This is a genomic window from Flavobacterium sp. ST-158 (assembly GCF_058309975.1).
In genome coordinates this window covers 167665-184916 of the sequence record NZ_JBZEEN010000007.1, presented here as the reverse complement: position 1 = coordinate 184916, position 17252 = coordinate 167665, and the positions used below count along the sequence as shown (strand labels likewise).

Below are 17252 nucleotides of genomic sequence, written 5' to 3'. Positions count from 1 at the left end.
CATACTCAATTAATTAGCCACTTTTACCGTTAAATCACTATCATAGTATAAAATATAAACTCCTTTATTAGCATAACCAATACTGTCTTTTTTATAATATTCAAATTTATTTTCAAATTGTTCCGTAGCTGTAGCATTAGCTGTCTCTTCAAAAGTTTTATTCTGCATCAAACGCATCATTGTGTCAAAAGTGACATCAAAACCTCGAGTTGCATAATCACTTGGAGTAATTGAATTTGCTTTTTTAAATTTATTTTCAAAAACAATTCCCTCGGGAGAATTATCATCTCTTGCAACCGATGGATACATTAGCTTTAATTTTACCAAATTAGTAAAACTAATTTCATCACTATCCAAACTATTATTAGGCTCCAAAACTACTAATTGAACCTGATATGTTGGCATTACACTCAACATGGCAGCAATAGTTGTTTTAATCATCCAAGTATTTGCCGTTTCCATTACCACATAATTCATTCGACCAGGAACCAACATTCCTTTTAGATTCTCAGCAGAAACAGTACCATTCTCATTCAAAGGAACCAACCTTACATCTGCCTGATTCTCTTTTAAATATTGAATTACCGAAATTTTCTTTCTATCAACTACTGCAATAACATTTCCTTTCTTAGCTCGCATAAAATCAAACATTCTTGCTTTCAGAACATCATTTGCAGGCACACTTTGATATAAATTACCTATTGAGTTTCCTGCATCTTTAGACAAAGGCGAAATTACAGGAACATTAGTAGCACTTAACAAACGAGCTGTAGCTTCGGCATTATTTTGATAAAACGGACCAATTATTGCATCGACCGTTTGCAAATTATTAGCCGCAACAATTGATGCAATATTCGAATTGTATTTAGTTTCTCCAGAATCATAAATACTAACATCAATTGGTAAACCTAAGGTTCTGGCCGAATCAATTGCCATCATAGCACCAGCGTAAAAATCCAAGGTCATGTTTAAAAACTTATCTTTTTTTAATCGTTCCGAAATAGAATTCACTGTATCATTTTGCACTCTAGAAACATTAAAAGGCAAAAGCATTGCTATTTTTTTTCGCTCTCCAAAATTAATTTTTGGCATTAAATCCGCATACACCTTATTTTCTGCAATTGCTGGAAAACCTGTACTGGCAGGAACTTTTAAAAGCATTCCAATTTCTACACCATTTTTAAGATCAGGATTCAAGACTATTAATTCATCCTGACTCATATTAAACATTTTAGACAAACTATATAAAGTTTCTTTTGGCTTTACTTCATAAGTTGAATATTTTTTAGCTACAACTGCCGATTCATTTACAACAGCATTTGAAGACAAATTGTTATTTTTAGCAGGATTCCCTTTTATCAATAAATGATAACCAATAGTCAAATTAGAAACTATATCTGGATTTTTCTTTTCTAATTCTTCAATAGTGATTCCATATCGCTTTGCAATAGAGTATTTGGTTTCCTTAGGCTGCACATCATGATAAATCACTTTTTCCGAAGACTTAATAGCATTTTTAGACGGAATAGTCAAAACTTGACCAATTTGCAAACCATCAGTTTCCAGAAAAGGATTGGCTTTTTTCAAATCAGCATCCGAAATATTATATTTTTTTTCAATTCCGTATAAAGTTTCTTTAGGTAAAACTTTATGTGTAATTTGAGACTGACCAGCAGTAACCTTAAGCCCTGATTTAGAAGGAATCAAAAGCTTCATTCTGGGTTTCAGCTTATCCTGAGCATCTGGATTTAGTTTGTAGATATCGTAAGGAGTTACTTGATACTTTTTAGCGATTTCAGTTATCGTTTCTCCACGCTCTACTTTATGAGTTATCATTTCTTGAGAAAAAACAACATTGGCAAATAGTATAACAGGAATCCAAATTGCAAAAAAACACTTCATTCGATTATTTTATTTAAAAAATTATTATGCTAAAGATAAGAAAACGGTACCAAATTTTATTCCAAAACCTGATACCGTTTTTATAATAACTAAGAAACTTCCGTTATGAAATCCCTATTATTCCCACTCAATTGTTGCTGGTGGTTTTGAACTAATATCATAAACAACACGATTCACTCCTTTTACTTTGTTGATAATATCATTAGATACTTTCATCAAGAAGTCATAAGGCAAATGAACCCAGTCAGCAGTCATACCATCGGTAGATTCTACAGCACGTAACGCTACTACTTTTTCATAAGTACGCTCGTCACCCATAACCCCAACACTATTTACAGGAAGCAAAATAGCTCCTGCCTGCCATACTTTATCATACAATCCCCAAGATTTCAATCCGTCAATAAAAACTTTATCTACATCTTGCAAAATTTGTACCTTTTCTAAGGTAATATCTCCTAAAATACGAATAGACAATCCTGGCCCTGGAAAAGGATGTCTTCCTAATAATTCAGGATCAATTCCTAAAGTTGCTCCCACTCTACGTACTTCATCTTTAAAAAGCATACGCAAAGGTTCCACCACTTTTAATTTCATATAATCTGGCAAACCACCCACATTGTGGTGCGATTTGATAGTTGCAGATGGTCCTTTTACAGAAACAGACTCGATTACGTCAGGGTAAATAGTTCCCTGAGCCAACCAAGTAACATCTTCAATTTTATGTGATTCATCATCAAATACTTCAATAAAAGCATTTCCGATGGCTTTTCTTTTCAATTCCGGATCAGTAACTCCTGCTAAAGCATCATAAAAACGTTGCGATGCATCTACTCCTTTAACGTTTAATCCCATTCCTTCGTATTGATCCAATACACTTTGGAACTCATTTTTACGAAGCAAACCATTATTTACAAAAATACAATACAGATTTTTACCGATTGCTTTGTTCAATAAAACTGCCGCTACAGTAGAATCTACACCTCCTGAAAGACCTAAAACAACTTTGTCATTTCCGATTTTTTCTTTCATTTCAGCTACAATCTCCTCAACGAAAGCATTTGGTGTAAAGTTTTGAGGAACCTCAGCAATTTTTACTAAGAAGTTCTCTAACATTTTTGAACCATCAGTAGAATGATACACTTCTGGATGGTATTGAATAGCGTAAGTAGTTTCCCCTTCAATTTTGTAAGCTGCAAATTCCACATCGTGTGTACTTGCTAATTTTACAGCATTAGTTGGCAAAGCTTTGATACTATCGCTATGACTCATCCAAACCTGACTGTTTGGAGAAACTCCGTCAAAAAACACTTCACCTTCCTTAATATAGGATAAATTAGCTCTACCGTATTCTCTGGTGTTAGACGCAGCCACTTCACCTCCACTAAAATGAGACAAATATTGCGCTCCGTAACAAACGGCTAGCATAGGTAATTTTCCTCTAATTTGTGACAAATCAGGATGCGGAGCATCTTCTGCGCGAACAGAAAAAGGACTTCCTCCTAAAATTACGGCCTTATAACTTGATAAATCCGATGGAAAATTATTATATGGAAAAATTTCGCAGAATATATTTAATTCGCGAACTCTACGCGCAATCAGCTGAGTGTATTGCGACCCGAAATCTAAAATAAGTACGTTGTGTTGCATGGGCGCAAAATTACTTTTAAAATTTGGAATTGAAAAGTGGATTTTTGAAATTTTTCATTTTTTTTACTTTCCGTTTTCACTCCAAGTTTTAAAAGTAAAAACACCTTGTTAAAAAAACTGATTTTATTCTTTTACAATTACAAATTTACCTTTCACACCCTTGTCCCAGTTATCCCAATACTCCGATCGAACCAAAGCTCCTTTATCATCATAAATTTTAAACTCGCAGGTATTTCCTCCTGAAGTTCCTTTGCTATAAGCTTCCATTTCAAAAATGTTTATACCATCATTTAAATCAAAAGTAAACTGACCGTAACTTGCATACAATTCCATTATACCACCTATCATTTTATTATTGATAGTTGCCTTAATCAAATCGCCATCTATGTAAATATAATCTCGATATTGGACAATAAAATATTTAGATTTTGTTCTAATTTCTCCAAAGTTTTTATCAATTTTCACTAAAAATCTATCATCTTCTTTTAGCCCTTCCCTAACCATGGTTTTATCCAAATCCTTTGTCAATTTATCTCTAATCCTATCACCAGGATTAGCAAATTCATTGGTTTGTTCCATTGAAAAAGATTTTGTTTCGCCTATTTGATATTTTGTACTAGAGGGCAAAACAACATCAGGTTTTGCAAAAATATTTGGCGCTTTTATCACTGGAGCATCAGTTGCTAAAGGAGTCGTTTTCTTAGGAGCAATAGGTGTATTTATTGGTGGAATTGCTTTGAACTTAGCACCAAACTCAGTTTGAGCATAGCCACCAGTTGCAAAACACATCATTATAAATAACAAAAACTGCCTCATATTGTAATTACTTTTTTTTAATATTAAAATATTAACTAGCAACAAATATACCAAGCTTTCATTTTACAAAACAAAACCTCACAGAACATTAAAGAAATTTTAACCAAAAAACAAATTCAATATCTTAATGCTTATTCTTTTTCGATAACAATAGTTGCTTTATATCCTTGTGCAATATTCCACTGGTTAGTAGAAATCACCTCACCTTTATCATCAAAGATCTTAAATTCGGCTGTATTTGGCGCAGCAAACCCTTCATTAATCGCTTCAAAATCAATGCGATTTACCCCTTTTTGCAAAGTAATATCAAAACCTTGAGCTTCACCACTTAACAATACTTCAGGCTCAACAATTACATAATTTAAATATACTCTAACTTTATCACCATCTACATAAGCAGCATCACGATACCTCACTTTAGCAGTTCCTGAACTAGTTTTTATCACTCCTAAATCCTGATCTCTTTTGGCTAATTTTTCAGCATCATAATCTTCTTTTTTAGGAATCTCGTACTCATTTTTATCCAATCCTTGTACTTCATAAGATTTAATCTTATTGAAATCTTCGTTAGAAAACTTAACATCTTTTATTTTAACTTCCTTCTTTTTTACTGGAGCTGCTTTAACTTTAAAGTCTCCACCAAATTCTTCTTGAGAGTAAGCGTTAGAAAGCATTCCGAACATCAAACCCAAAATAAAAACCTGCCCTTTAGAACTAAAATATTGATTCATATTCATTTTTTTTAATTAAAAACTATATCCAAAAAAACAACTTTTCTGAACTTATTCCAAATAGATAACAATAAAGTTATGATTTTATTATATATATCATCAAATGAATCGTTAAATAATAGTATTTTAGTTTCTCGAAAGAGCTGTTTTTTATTTTAGTATTTTTTATAAATTGCACAAAAATTTCTAAACTTAAAGCAGAGGCACATTCCTCTATAAAACAACTAATTACATTCAAATGAAAAGAGAAAACATCTTAACAGGATCGCCATGGGAAGACAAAATGGGATATTGTCGTGCAGTTCGTATTGGAAACATTATTGAAGTTTCAGGAACTGTTGCAATTGTTGATGGTGACAAAGTAAAAGCTGATGATGCTCATGCTCAAACCCTAAACATTTTAGAAAGAGTTGAAAAAGTACTTGAAGATTTGAACGCAAGCATGAAAGATGTTATTCGTACTCGTATTTTCACTACTGATGTAACTACATTTGAAGCAGTGGCTACCGCTCACGCACAATTTTTTAAAGATGTTAAACCAACAACTGGTTTTTACGGAATTAACCAATTAGTTGCTCCTGAATACTTAGTTGAAATTGAATTAACTGCTGTTATTGCAGAATAACTAGATTTCTAAAGTGACTCTTCGAGCGCAACAAAAGCTTCTTTAGATTCTAAATTGCTTTTGTTGCGCTCGATTTCTATTCGAATGCTTGCAAAGACTCCAAACCATGGATTTCAAAAAAACAACACTACTTTCTTTTAAATGGATTTTAATTTGTGCTTTAATAGGCTTTTTATCTGGCTCGGCTTCCGCTTTTTTATTAGTCGCTTTAGAATGGGCTGCACAACTTAGAACCCAAAACATCTGGCTAATATGGCTTTTACCTGTTGGCGGACTATTAATAGGACTGTTGTATCATTATTATGGCAAGGATGTGGTAAAAGGGAACAACCTATTATTAGAAGAATATGAAACTCCCACTAAAGTAATTCCACTAAAAATGGCTCCTTTTGTTCTAATCGGAACTATTTTTACACATCTTTTTGGTGGTTCAGCGGGACGTGAGGGAACAGCGGTACAAATGGGAGGTGCTATTGCCGATCAATTTAGCCGAATTTTCCATTTGGATGCTAACGATAGAAAAACGTTAATCATTTTAGGAATCAGCGCCGGATTTGCTTCTGTTTTCGGAACACCACTTGCCGGCGCCATCTTTGCCCTAGAAGTTGTTTATTGTTGCAAGATCAGTATAAAAAGCAGCATCCTTTCTTTTGTGGTTGCTTTTTTTGCTTATTACACGGTAGACCTTTGGGCGGTACATCACACACACTACAGCATTCCTTTTGTACCGGAGATGAACCTAGAAAACTTACTTTGGATTATTCCATCCAGTGTATTATTTGGATTAGCTGCTATGCTTTTCTCTAGGAGTACACATTTTTGGGGTTCCTTATTTACAAAAACAATTTCGTATCCGCCATTACGTCCTTATGTAGGCGGAATCATTTTTGCCTTAGTCGTTTATTATTTTGGCGCCACTAAATTTATGGGATTGGGAGTTCCTTCTATCGTAGAAGCCTTTAGTGTTCGTAGTGAAAATTACGATTTTCTCCTTAAAATATTATTTACCGGATTTACCTTGGGTGCTGGTTTTAAAGGAGGTGAAGTAACTCCTTTATTTTTTGTGGGCGCAACACTAGGAAGTGCCTTATCAGGATATATACCATTGCCTATGGCTCTTTTGGCTGGAATGGGTTTTGTAGCTGTTTTTTCTGGAGCCACTCATACTCCTGTTGCCTGTACCGTTATGGGGATAGAACTTTTTGGTATAGAAAGCGCCGTTTTTATTGCTATATCATGTTGCGTTGCCTATTTAGCCTCAGGTTCAATAGGTATTTACCATTCTCAAACAGTAAAAGGAGTAAAACATCAATTGTACGAAAGATTCAAAAGAAACAAACTTCAAGATTTTTAAATAAATTCTCAAATAATTTTTATATCATTGTAATACTAATCGGATATAAAAAATTATCACAATGGCTTTTGGATTTCCCGCTTCTCACATTCAATACATTCCATTCAATCATTTATCTCGATTAGAATTTCTTTATTATGCTATCAAAGCCTGTCAAAAAACAAATTGGACCATTTTAGCGATTTCTGATAATGAGTTATTAGCTGAAACCCATGCTAAAAATGAAACTTGGAATGAAAAAATTACAATTAATTTTGAAAACGAGGATGGTTATGTACTAAGCACCAGCAATGGAAATCAAATATACGATCGCGGCAGAAATTTAAAAAATACCGATCTCTTTTTTGAAGCTTTTAATGATGTAAAAATAGAAACACCCACCTCTTTATTAGATCAAAATTTAGTACTTGAAACCATTAATTTAGAGCAGGAAAACTGTAAAAATGTATCGGAAAATAAAATTAACGTTACTAGCTTTTACTCTTTCCTGTCTATTTTTATTCCAACAAAAGGATATACGGTAACTCCTATTTTAATATACCTGAATTTCTTTATTTTTATTGTAATGGTATTTTCAGGAGTTAGTCTTTTCTACCCTAAAACAACTGACATTATTGAATGGGGAGCAAACTACAATCTTTTAACAGTCGAAAATCAATGGTGGAGACTTTTAACTTGCTTATTTATTCATATCGGATTTCAACACTTATTCGTTAATTGTTTTGCGCTAGCTTATGTAGGGCTTTTATTGGAATCCTATCTAAGTCGTTTAGGATTTTTAATCAGTTATCTTTTTTGCGGCGTATTCGCCAGTTTAACTAGTCTTTACTGGTATGACAAAATAATTAGTGCTGGCGCCTCTGGAGCAATCTTTGGCATGTATGGCATCTTGTTGATAATCATTGCTACGAAAGTCATCAATAAAAAACTAAACACTAACACCATAACTATAACTATTGTTTTTGTGGTATTAAATTTCATCAATAGTTTTAAAGAGGGTGTTGATGGCGCCGCACATATTGGTGGACTTATAGCTGGAATCTTTTTTGGTTGTATTTTATTTTTACTGAATCATAAAAGAAAAACTGCAATAATAGCCATAACCGCTATTTCTGTTCTTTTTATTCCTTTATTTTCAGTTTATATCCAATCTAAAAAAATCTATTTGTATCAATTTTATGAATACGAAAATAAGATGCAAGAATTTACAGATATGGAAAAAATGGCCTTAGAAGCCTATAATATTAATGTAGTAGATGAAGCTTCTAAAGAAGAATTATTATACATGATTGAATCCAGAGGAATCTACTATTGGGAAGAAAATATAAAACTTTTAAAAGAAGTCGACTTAATGTATTTACCCAAAGAAACCCACGAACAAAATCGTCTTTTAACCAAATATTGTCAACAAAGAATAAAGCTATACAACCTTGTTTACAAAAAATTCAAATACAACTCCGCTGAATATAACGATGATATTGATGCCGCAAACTCTCAAATAGCCAATCTATTAAACAAACTTTATAGTATAAAGAAAAAATAATTCTTCGTCATTTTATAAAGAATAAAATCCTGTTAACGATTTCATAGTTTAAACTAAAAAAATGTAAATTCGCAAACTATGAATAAACAAGATATACAAGCGATAGAATCCTTATTGGCTACACCAAAAAAAATTGCCATAATTCCGCACAGAAATCCTGATGGAGACGCTATGGGCTCTACACTAGGACTATACCATTTTTTAAAAAAGAACAATCACGATGCTACGGTAATTTCACCCAACGAATTCCCAGATTTTTTAGCTTGGTTGCCTGGTTCAGAAACCGTTCAAATATTTGAAAAAGACAAAGAAAACTGTACTCAACTATTAGAACAAGCCGATATTATTTTCACGCTTGACTTCAATGCTTTTCATCGTACAGGCGAAATGGAAAAAGTACTGGAAGTACTGAATACCACTTACATCATGATTGATCACCATCAAAAACCTGATGCTTATGCGGCTTACACCTACTCTGATACTTCTTTTGGTTCTACTTGCGAAATGGTTTATAACTTTATAAACTTTTTAAATCAAAAAGACCAAATTGACAAAACCATCGGAACTTGTATTTACACAGGAATCCTAACCGATTCTGGTTCTTTCCGATTTCCAAACACTACAGGAAATACCCATAGAATTGTTGCCGAACTAATTGATTTAGGTGTTGAAAACACTACAATTCCTAATTTACTTTTTGACAACAGCTCTTACAATAGATTGCAATTATTAGGCAAGGCATTGCAAAATTTAAAAGTAATTCCTGAACACAAAACTTCTTATATTACGCTTACGCAAGATGAATTAAATAGTTTTAATTATGTAAAAGGCGATACCGAAGGAATTGTCAATTATGGTTTAAGCATAAAAGGAATTCAATTTACTGCTATTTTTATCGAAAATAAAGAAGAAAAAATTATTAAAATTTCGTTCCGTTCTCAAGGAGGATTTGATGTAAATGAGTTTGCAAGAGCCCATTTTAACGGAGGTGGTCATCGCAATGCTGCCGGAGGAAAATCGGAAGTTTCAATGGAAGAAACTATCGATAAATTTGAAAAATTAGTTCAAAATCTAACGCTATAAACACATGAAAGCTATCCGATTTATTATTCTAAGTTGCTTTTTATGCTTGATTTTTACTGCCTGTAAACAGCATCAAGATGCAAGACGTCCTGTTTCTAGAGTTTCGGGAGTTTTTATGAAAAAATCAGTTGAGAGAAACAAAAAATTAATTGCTAGTGAAGAGGATTTAATCAAAGATTTGATGAAAAAAAATCCTAACATCAGCTATTTTGCTTCTAGAAAAGGCTATTGGTATTCTTATGAAACCAGAAACACTTCGGATACGCTAACTCCTAGGAAAGGAGATGTTGCTTTTTTTAACTACGAAATAAAAGACCTCAACGGTACTATTATTTATTCTGAAGTAGAACTAAGACCGCAAGTTTATCGCGTAGACAAACAAGAAATCATGACAGGCATAAGAGAAGGTATCAAATTGATGCGTAAAAATGAAAGAGTTAATTTCTTATTTCCTTCTCATATTGCTTTTGGGTATCACGGAGACAATAAAAAAATTGGTCCAAACCAACCTTTAATTTGTACTGTAACTTTATATGATTTTAAATCTGAAGCGGAATACAAAAAAGAGTTAGAACAAAAGACTACTATTAACAGAACTCCAGCTCAAGATAGTATCAAAAAAACTAAAACAAAAACGCAAGACACCTTAGAACAATAAATAAAAACTTATGAAAAAAAGCATTTTATTTGTATTCCTTCTTATCGCTACTTTATATTCTTGTAATAAAGAAAACAAGAATTTAGCCGATGGATTGTATGCTAAAATTGAAACCGAAAAAGGGAATATCTATTTAGAACTAGATTACAAAAGAGCTCCAATTACGGTTGCCAACTTTGTTACTCTAGCCGAAGGAAAAAATGAATTTGTAACCAATGAACATCTTAAAGGACGTCCTTTTTATGACGGATTAAAATTTCACCGTGTCATTAACAATTTCATGATTCAAACTGGAGACCCACTAGGAACCGGTTCAGGAGACGCAGGATATAAATTTAAAGATGAATTTAGCGATTTAATTTTTGATAAAGAAGGACTTTTAGCCATGGCTAATAACGGTCCTGCAACTAATAGTAGCCAATTTTTTATTACGCATGTCCCTGCTCCATGGTTAGACAATAAGCACACTATTTTCGGACACGTTGTAGACAAAGGAATGGAAGTAGTAAACAAAATTGAACAAAATGACATTATCAAATCGGTAACTATTATTCGTAAAGGGGAAGCTGCTAAAAAATTCAATGCCGTAAAAACATTCTACGATTATTTTTCTGTTGAATCTAAAAAACAGAAAGAGCAATTAAACATAGAAGCACAAAAAGAAAGAGTCTATTATGAAAAATACGGCAAAGTAATTGAAGATAAAGTAGCTTATTTTGATGTTTTAAAAACTAAAGCAACTAAAACCGCAACGGGTTTAAAATATATTATCACTCAAAAAGGAAATGGTAAAAAACCAGCCAAAGGTTCTCAAATCAACATTAATTATGCTGGTTTTCTTGAAAACGGTACTCTTTTTGACACCAGTATTGAAAGTGTAGCCGAAGCATTTGGTAAATATGACCCAGCCAGAGCTGAACAAGGAGGATACCAACCAATTTCTTTTCAAGCAGGAAGAAAAGACGGAATGATTCCCGGTTTTATTGAAGGAATTCAAAAATTATCTTTAGGAGATAAGGCAATTTTATTTATTCCTTCCCATCTAGCCTATGGAGCGGGAGGAGCGGGAGATGTTATTCCGCCTTATAGCAACATTATTTTTGAAATTGAATTAATGCCAGCAAAATAATTTTTAAAACAAAAATTGAACAAACAACAACCAAATGAAAACTAAACTATTAACAATAGTAGCATTCTTTGCTCTACACACTTTTCAAGCACAAGAAACAACTAAAAAACCAACAAAGACATCAAGTAAAAAGACAACTACTATAAAAGAAGATGGTCTTTATGCTACTATTAACACTAACAAAGGTGCAATTGTAATTCAATTGGATTTTGAAAAAACTCCCATAACTGTAGCCAATTTTATTAGTCTTGCACAAGGAAAAAACGAATTTGTAACTGATAAAAAACTAAAAGGAAAGCCATTTTTTGATGGTTTAAAATTCCACCGTGTTATTAATGATTTTATGATTCAAGGTGGAGATCCTCAAGGTACGGGAGCTGGTGGACCCGGTTATTCCTTTAAAGACGAATTTGTTTCTGATTTAAAATTTGACAAAGGAGGAATTTTGGCTATGGCTAACTCTGGCCCAAAAACCAATGGAAGTCAATTTTTTATTACACACAAAGAAACACCATGGTTGAATGGCAAACATACTATTTTTGGTCATGTGGTTCAAGGAATGGATGTAGTAAATAGTATTGTTCAAGATGATGTCATCAAAAACATTAGCATTACTCAAAAAGGAAAAACAGCTAAAAAATTCAAAGCCGATAAAGTATTTGCAAACTATTACAACAACAAGGCTGAAGATGAAAGAAAAGAAGCAGAAGCTAAAGCAGAAGCAGAAAGAATTCAAAAAGAAAAAATGGCTGCTTTAATTGCCGAGAAAGTAGCTTATTTTAATAATTTAAAAACTACAGCTACCACTACTCCTTCTGGATTGGTTTATAAAATAACTCAAAAAGGAACAGGTGCTAAACCTGCTGTCGGTACAACAGTATATTTTCATTATTCCGGATATTTAGAAGATGGAAATTTATTTGACAGCAGTCGCGAAGATGTTGCCAAAGCTTACGATAAATACAATGAAATGCGTTTTATGCAAGGAGGATACAATCCGTTTCCATTTGAGATAGGGAAAAAAGACGGTATGATTCCTGGATTTATTGAAGCCATCAACATGCTATCTTTTGGAGATAAAATGGTTGCCTTTATTCCTGCTAAATTAGCTTATGGCGAAAGTGGCGCTGGTGGAGTAATTCCTCCAAATGCAACATTAATTTTCGATTTAGAAATTTTCGAAAAACAAACTAAATAACATTTAAATGTTCCAATAAAAAAATCCGATTTGTATTTGCAAATTGGACTTTTTTATTGGAACAAACTAAGAGCTAAGGTACTTTCGTTTATTTTTCTTATATTAGAGAAATTCAAAAACAAAAAAACATGAATCTATCAAAAATTATAGGAGCATTATTAATCGTCATCAGCTTAGGATTAGGCTATTTTGGTTTGAATAAAATAAATGAAAACACTACCGAAGTAAACTTACTTGGTATTAAAATAGAAGCCGCTAATGAATCGGCTAAACAGCAAGGATACCTATATCTTGGATTAGCTGTACTACTTCTAGGAGGTGGACTATACAGCCTAAATAAATCCAAATAATACCAAAAGTCCTTTCATTAACAATTAACGAAAGGGCTTTTATTTTTTTAAGCAAAGGAGTTTTTTTTTATTTCTTTCCAAACTTCCAGTCAAATTCATCTTTATCATTAATGATAGCTCCTACCTCAATTTTTACCACCTCTTCAAACTCAGTTTGAAACAACAACCAATTGTCTTCGTTAAAATAGTTTTCAAAAGTATCGAATTCTTCCTGAGTGAATTTAGTAATTCCTTTAGAGGCTAAATCTTTCTTTACCTCTTTGATATTTCTACCCATTAGCTTATTACCAAACAATTCCAAATTGGCACTTGAGGCAACAATATATCCCATTTTAAAACCTTCCTCTTTATAAAAAGTCAAACGCATCTTCAACTTATTATATAGAAAAATTATATTTTCGTCTTCGTCTTTGTAATTTCTATCAGGTTTTCCATAAACGGCTTCAACATCTTTCTGTTTCATACCGAAAATGAGCTTATCAATTCCGTTTTTAAGGTTTATTTTCATAAATAGCTTTTTGACGCAAAGTTCGAAAACTTTTTCACATCTCGTGCATTTTCCCCTTTATAATCTTAAGATTTTATTAAAGCCAAAGTAGATAAGATAATTTTTAAGTAAATTTAGTATATAATGCTAATTGTTAGTATTAAAAGCTATTTTGCTCTAAAAAATTCGAAAAAACAATTCTTTTTGAATAAAAATCGATTCTTATGAACCTACCTTTCAAAGATAAAAAGTTTCTTTTCCTGCTCCTATCGGTATGTATTGTCATTGTTTTAGAAATACTATCGCTTTTAGGAATACATTTACCAATGCCATATGCGCCTTTTATTTTCTGCAGCTTCATCATTGCAATTGGTCACGAGGTGATGCTAAAAGGAATCCAATCACTTTTCAAACTCAATTTTAGCAGTATCAATTTACTAATGACAATTGCGGTTATTGCTGCCTTATATTTAGGCGAATACCCCGAAGCTGCCGTTGTTATTGTACTCTATGTATTAGGCGAACGATTGGAAGATATTGGCTTAGAAAATTCAAAATCAGCATTAGATAATTTAATTCAAAGCGTTCCTAAAACAGCTTTTGTAAAAAAAACAAATCAAGAAACCCTTATTGACCAAATTGAAATAGGAACGATTATCCAAATCAAACCTGGCGCTATAATTCCATTAGATGGTAAAATCTCTTTTGGCGAAAGTAGAATTGACGAATCGGCTATTACCGGCGAACCTATTGCTAAAGAAAAACAGCTAGGTGATGTTGTATATGCTGGTACATTAAACACTAATGGTTATATAGAAATAGAAACTACTAAAATAGCTACCGATACGACTTTTGCTAAAATTATCAAACTGACTTTTGAAGCAGGAGCAGCCAAAAGTGAAACTCAAAAATTCATCCAGCGCTTTTCAAAATTATACACACCAATTATTATTGGAATAGCCATTTTAATTTTTACCATTCCGGTTTATCTATTCGATTTAGATTTCAACCATTGGCTCAAACAAGCCATTACACTTTTAGTCATTGCATGTCCCTGTGCATTAGTGATTTCGACTCCTGTAGCCATCTATGCGGCTATTGGTAACGCTTCCGCAAAAGGAGCTCTGGTAAAAGGCGGAAAATACATTGAAGCCCTAGCCGAAGTGCAAGCTGTAGCCGTCGATAAAACCAGAACTATAACCTATGGAAGTCCTGTTGTATCCGATGTTTTTCCGCTAATAGGAACTAGTCGACAAGAATTACTTGCCTGTACAGCAGGAGCCGAAATGTTCTCGGAACACCCATTGGCTCAAGCCATTATCTCGGCCACTAGATCTGAAGGTTTTGAACCTCATACTGCTAAAGATTTTAAAAGTATTATGGGAAAAGGTGCCACAGCAAAATGCACCGTTTGTAAAATAGATACAGTTCTAGTTGGTAATCTTGAATTTATTAGAGAATATCATGACATATCTGAAGAAGTAGAATCTATTGTCGCTCAATTATCTACCGAAGGAAAAACCAGTGTTCTTGTTAGTTTTGGTAGAGGTGTGGCAGGAATCATTGGTTTAACCGATGAAATTAAGCCCGACAGTCGCTCCGCAATACAAGAACTACAAGAAGAAAACATTTCTGTTATTATGCTCACTGGTGACAGTGAAAAAGCCGCTCATTATGTAGCTCGAAAAGTGGGTATTACAAAAGTTTTTGGAGGATTACTTCCAGAACAAAAATCGGAAGAAATAAAAGCACTCTTGCAACAATACGATAAAGTGGCTATGGTAGGTGATGGAATTAATGATGCTCCAGCTTTAGCCATAAGCACCGTAGGAATCGCCATGGGAGCAGCCGGAAGCGACACCGCTATCGAAACAGCCAATATTGCCTTAATGAACGACCAACTCTCATTAATCCCATTCCTTATCCGATTAAGTAAAAAAACAATGAAACAAATCAAAGCCAATACGTATGGAGCCATTGCAACAAAATTTGTTTTTATTTTGTTGGCCGTTTTTGGATACAGCAATTTGGTACTAGCAATTGCTGCTGATGTGGGGGTGACATTAATCGTAATCCTTTTCAGTTTGAATTTAATGCGATTTGAAAAAACAAAATCCTAAAACTAAACTTCTATCCTTTTCATGGCAAAAAAATAAAGAATTAGACTAATAATCAAGACATTATTTAGTAACTTTCCTATTGTAAATAATTAAAAGCGGCTTTTTATTCTCTTTTATCAAAATCACAAAATCATGAATATCTCTTTTGGAAAAAAAATATTTCTTGGATTTATTATCAATATTGTTGTAGTCATTGCAGCGGCATGGATTTTTATAATCCGATTAAATACAGAAAGAGATACTTCAATGGATGTAAAACTGGATGCAATAGAAATCTTTTTATTTGGACTTTCTATTGTCTTATTAATTGTTGTTTATTTCATTATCCGAACTCAGTTTAAAGCCAAAGAAAAAGCGCAACACTCATTAGAAGAAAATAAAAAATTACTACAATCCATTATTGACAATACTTCTAATCCTATTTTTATAAAAAAACTTAATGGAGAATATCTTTTAATCAACAAGAATTTTGGCGAATTATTTGGTACTACAAACGAAAGAATTATTGGCAAAACCGACCATGATTTTCTCCCCAAAGAAATTGCAGAAAGCTATCGCAATTCTGATTTAGAGGTAGCTAAAAAATTGGTCGAACTCAAATCAGAAGAAACAATTGAACAAAAAGACGGGATCCATACTTACATAGCGGTTAAATTTCCATTGTATGATGCCAGTGGAAGAATTTATGCTATTGGAGGTATTTCTACCGATATCACCGAACGAAAAAAATTGGAAGAATCCTTAAAAGCTACTGATGCCTTTTTTAATATGTCATTTGATATTTTTACCGTAGCTAAAAATGATCATTTCATCAAAATAAACGCTGCCTTTACAAACACCTTAGGTTACACACAACAGGATATGGATGAAATAAAATTCATGGATCTTACTCATCCTGATGATCGTGCCACTTCAAATGAAGTCCTGGCCGAAATTCTCAAAGGAAAAACCGTTATTAGTTTTAAAAATAGAGTCCGCCACAAAGACGGCTCCTACCGATGGTTGGACTGGAACAGTAATATTGATTTGAAAGAAGGAATTATTTATTCGGCTGCCCGAGATATAACAGAAACGGTCGAACTGGGAATTGAACAACAAAAAGCCGTTGACGAACTCTATGAAAACGAAGAAAAACTGCGTGTTATTGTAGAAAATATTGGCGAAGGTGTCATTGTTGCTAATGCTGATAAAAAGGTCATTCTGGCTAATTACATGGCCAATGATATTTTTGGAGTTGAAGAAGATGATAAAATCTCAACTGACTTAACGGCTCATTTCGAACTCTATTTTCCCGACGAAAAAACAGTTTTTCCTGCACAGAATCTACCAATGGAACGCGCTTTTAATGGCGAAATAACCGATGATGTCGATGTGGTACTTTGGGATCCGGCTTCGCGCGAAAAAAGAAGAGTACTCATTAGTGGTCGTCCATTAGTAGATCAGGATAATAATATTGTAGCCGCTGTGGTAACCATTAAAGACATTAGCCAATACAAAAAAATGGAAGAAGAACTCGAAGAAACTGAAAGCAAATACCGCAAATTGATTGGTTTTAAAAACGAAGCTAAAGAGGAAAAAGAAGAAGACAAGAAGAAACCGTCCTGAATAA

The 17252-nt window shown here is 33.3% G+C and carries 15 protein-coding genes; 10 read left to right on the top strand and 5 right to left on the bottom strand.

Annotation, left to right across the window (positions count from 1 at the left end):
* Nucleotides 1-9 precede the first annotated feature (9 nt).
* From AC4FRF_RS12125 to AC4FRF_RS12110, 4 genes are all read right to left on the bottom strand, one after another.
* Complete coding sequence (locus AC4FRF_RS12125) at nucleotides 10-1902, bottom strand: LysM peptidoglycan-binding domain-containing protein (RefSeq protein ID WP_491159814.1); 1893 nt, start codon at nucleotides 1900-1902, stop codon at nucleotides 10-12.
* A 117-nt stretch (nucleotides 1903-2019) separates the two neighbouring features.
* The gene (gene guaA / locus AC4FRF_RS12120) at nucleotides 2020-3549 is read right to left on the bottom strand and encodes a glutamine-hydrolyzing GMP synthase (protein WP_491159813.1); all 1530 of its coding nucleotides are present in this window, start codon (nucleotides 3547-3549) and stop codon (nucleotides 2020-2022) included.
* 123 nt (nucleotides 3550-3672) lie between these two features.
* Nucleotides 3673-4365: a hypothetical protein gene (locus AC4FRF_RS12115; protein ID WP_491159812.1), complete on the bottom strand. Its 693-nt coding sequence runs from the start codon at nucleotides 4363-4365 to the stop codon at nucleotides 3673-3675.
* A gap of 131 nt (nucleotides 4366-4496) precedes the next feature.
* On the bottom strand, nucleotides 4497-5096 hold the full coding sequence (locus AC4FRF_RS12110) for a hypothetical protein (protein WP_491159811.1): 600 nt from the start codon (nucleotides 5094-5096) through the stop codon (nucleotides 4497-4499).
* Between the two features lie 238 nt (nucleotides 5097-5334).
* On the opposite strand from AC4FRF_RS12110, the gene AC4FRF_RS12105 reads away from it, so the two are divergent.
* The 8 genes from AC4FRF_RS12105 (at nucleotide 5335) to AC4FRF_RS12070 (ending at nucleotide 13036) form a co-directional block, all read left to right on the top strand.
* Nucleotides 5335-5721, top strand: a complete 387-nt coding sequence (locus tag AC4FRF_RS12105) for a RidA family protein (RefSeq protein ID WP_491159810.1) — start codon at nucleotides 5335-5337, stop codon at nucleotides 5719-5721.
* A gap of 106 nt (nucleotides 5722-5827) precedes the next feature.
* Nucleotides 5828-7075 carry a voltage-gated chloride channel family protein gene (locus AC4FRF_RS12100; protein WP_491159809.1) on the top strand — a complete coding sequence of 416 codons (1248 nt, stop codon included), beginning with the start codon at nucleotides 5828-5830 and terminating at the stop codon, nucleotides 7073-7075.
* A 61-nt stretch (nucleotides 7076-7136) separates the two neighbouring features.
* Entirely contained in the window at nucleotides 7137-8618 is a 1482-nt protein-coding gene (locus tag AC4FRF_RS12095; RefSeq protein ID WP_491159808.1) for a rhomboid family intramembrane serine protease, read from the top strand.
* A gap of 78 nt (nucleotides 8619-8696) precedes the next feature.
* Nucleotides 8697-9701 (top strand): DHH family phosphoesterase, encoded by a 1005-nt coding sequence (locus AC4FRF_RS12090; protein WP_491159807.1) that lies wholly within the window; start codon nucleotides 8697-8699, stop codon nucleotides 9699-9701.
* A gap of 4 nt (nucleotides 9702-9705) precedes the next feature.
* Nucleotides 9706-10359 carry a gliding motility-associated peptidyl-prolyl isomerase GldI gene (gene gldI / locus AC4FRF_RS12085; protein ID WP_491159806.1) on the top strand — a complete coding sequence of 218 codons (654 nt, stop codon included), beginning with the start codon at nucleotides 9706-9708 and terminating at the stop codon, nucleotides 10357-10359.
* A 10-nt stretch (nucleotides 10360-10369) separates the two neighbouring features.
* Nucleotides 10370-11488: a peptidylprolyl isomerase gene (locus AC4FRF_RS12080; protein WP_491159805.1), complete on the top strand. Its 1119-nt coding sequence runs from the start codon at nucleotides 10370-10372 to the stop codon at nucleotides 11486-11488.
* 34 nt (nucleotides 11489-11522) lie between these two features.
* Complete coding sequence (locus AC4FRF_RS12075; RefSeq protein ID WP_491159804.1) at nucleotides 11523-12686, top strand: peptidylprolyl isomerase; 1164 nt, start codon at nucleotides 11523-11525, stop codon at nucleotides 12684-12686.
* Nucleotides 12687-12814: 128 nt separating this feature from the next.
* Nucleotides 12815-13036 carry a hypothetical protein gene (locus AC4FRF_RS12070; RefSeq protein ID WP_491159803.1) on the top strand — a complete coding sequence of 74 codons (222 nt, stop codon included), beginning with the start codon at nucleotides 12815-12817 and terminating at the stop codon, nucleotides 13034-13036.
* Nucleotides 13037-13103: 67 nt separating this feature from the next.
* On the opposite strand, the gene AC4FRF_RS12065 is transcribed toward AC4FRF_RS12070, so the two are convergent.
* Nucleotides 13104-13544: a hypothetical protein gene (locus AC4FRF_RS12065; protein ID WP_491159802.1), complete on the bottom strand. Its 441-nt coding sequence runs from the start codon at nucleotides 13542-13544 to the stop codon at nucleotides 13104-13106.
* Between the two features lie 203 nt (nucleotides 13545-13747).
* On the opposite strand from AC4FRF_RS12065, the gene AC4FRF_RS12060 reads away from it, so the two are divergent.
* Nucleotides 13748-15643, top strand: a complete 1896-nt coding sequence (locus AC4FRF_RS12060; protein ID WP_491159801.1) for a heavy metal translocating P-type ATPase — start codon at nucleotides 13748-13750, stop codon at nucleotides 15641-15643.
* 132 nt (nucleotides 15644-15775) lie between these two features.
* A complete protein-coding gene (locus AC4FRF_RS12055; protein ID WP_491159800.1) occupies nucleotides 15776-17248 on the top strand; it encodes a PAS domain-containing protein in 1473 nt (490 codons plus the stop codon).
* Nucleotides 17249-17252 lie beyond the last annotated feature (4 nt).

Coding starts and splice junctions, on each gene's coding strand:
- AC4FRF_RS12125 (WP_491159814.1), bottom strand. CDS start 1,902: ATGAAGTGTTTTTTTGCAATTTGGATTCCTGTTATACTATTTGCCAAT.
- guaA (WP_491159813.1), bottom strand. CDS start 3,549: ATGCAACACAACGTACTTATTTTAGATTTCGGGTCGCAATACACTCAG.
- AC4FRF_RS12115 (WP_491159812.1), bottom strand. CDS start 4,365: ATGAGGCAGTTTTTGTTATTTATAATGATGTGTTTTGCAACTGGTGGC.
- AC4FRF_RS12110 (WP_491159811.1), bottom strand. CDS start 5,096: ATGAATCAATATTTTAGTTCTAAAGGGCAGGTTTTTATTTTGGGTTTG.
- AC4FRF_RS12105 (WP_491159810.1), top strand. CDS start 5,335: ATGAAAAGAGAAAACATCTTAACAGGATCGCCATGGGAAGACAAAATG.
- AC4FRF_RS12100 (WP_491159809.1), top strand. CDS start 5,828: ATGGATTTCAAAAAAACAACACTACTTTCTTTTAAATGGATTTTAATT.
- AC4FRF_RS12095 (WP_491159808.1), top strand. CDS start 7,137: ATGGCTTTTGGATTTCCCGCTTCTCACATTCAATACATTCCATTCAAT.
- AC4FRF_RS12090 (WP_491159807.1), top strand. CDS start 8,697: ATGAATAAACAAGATATACAAGCGATAGAATCCTTATTGGCTACACCA.
- gldI (WP_491159806.1), top strand. CDS start 9,706: ATGAAAGCTATCCGATTTATTATTCTAAGTTGCTTTTTATGCTTGATT.
- AC4FRF_RS12080 (WP_491159805.1), top strand. CDS start 10,370: ATGAAAAAAAGCATTTTATTTGTATTCCTTCTTATCGCTACTTTATAT.
- AC4FRF_RS12075 (WP_491159804.1), top strand. CDS start 11,523: ATGAAAACTAAACTATTAACAATAGTAGCATTCTTTGCTCTACACACT.
- AC4FRF_RS12070 (WP_491159803.1), top strand. CDS start 12,815: ATGAATCTATCAAAAATTATAGGAGCATTATTAATCGTCATCAGCTTA.
- AC4FRF_RS12065 (WP_491159802.1), bottom strand. CDS start 13,544: ATGAAAATAAACCTTAAAAACGGAATTGATAAGCTCATTTTCGGTATG.
- AC4FRF_RS12060 (WP_491159801.1), top strand. CDS start 13,748: ATGAACCTACCTTTCAAAGATAAAAAGTTTCTTTTCCTGCTCCTATCG.
- AC4FRF_RS12055 (WP_491159800.1), top strand. CDS start 15,776: ATGAATATCTCTTTTGGAAAAAAAATATTTCTTGGATTTATTATCAAT.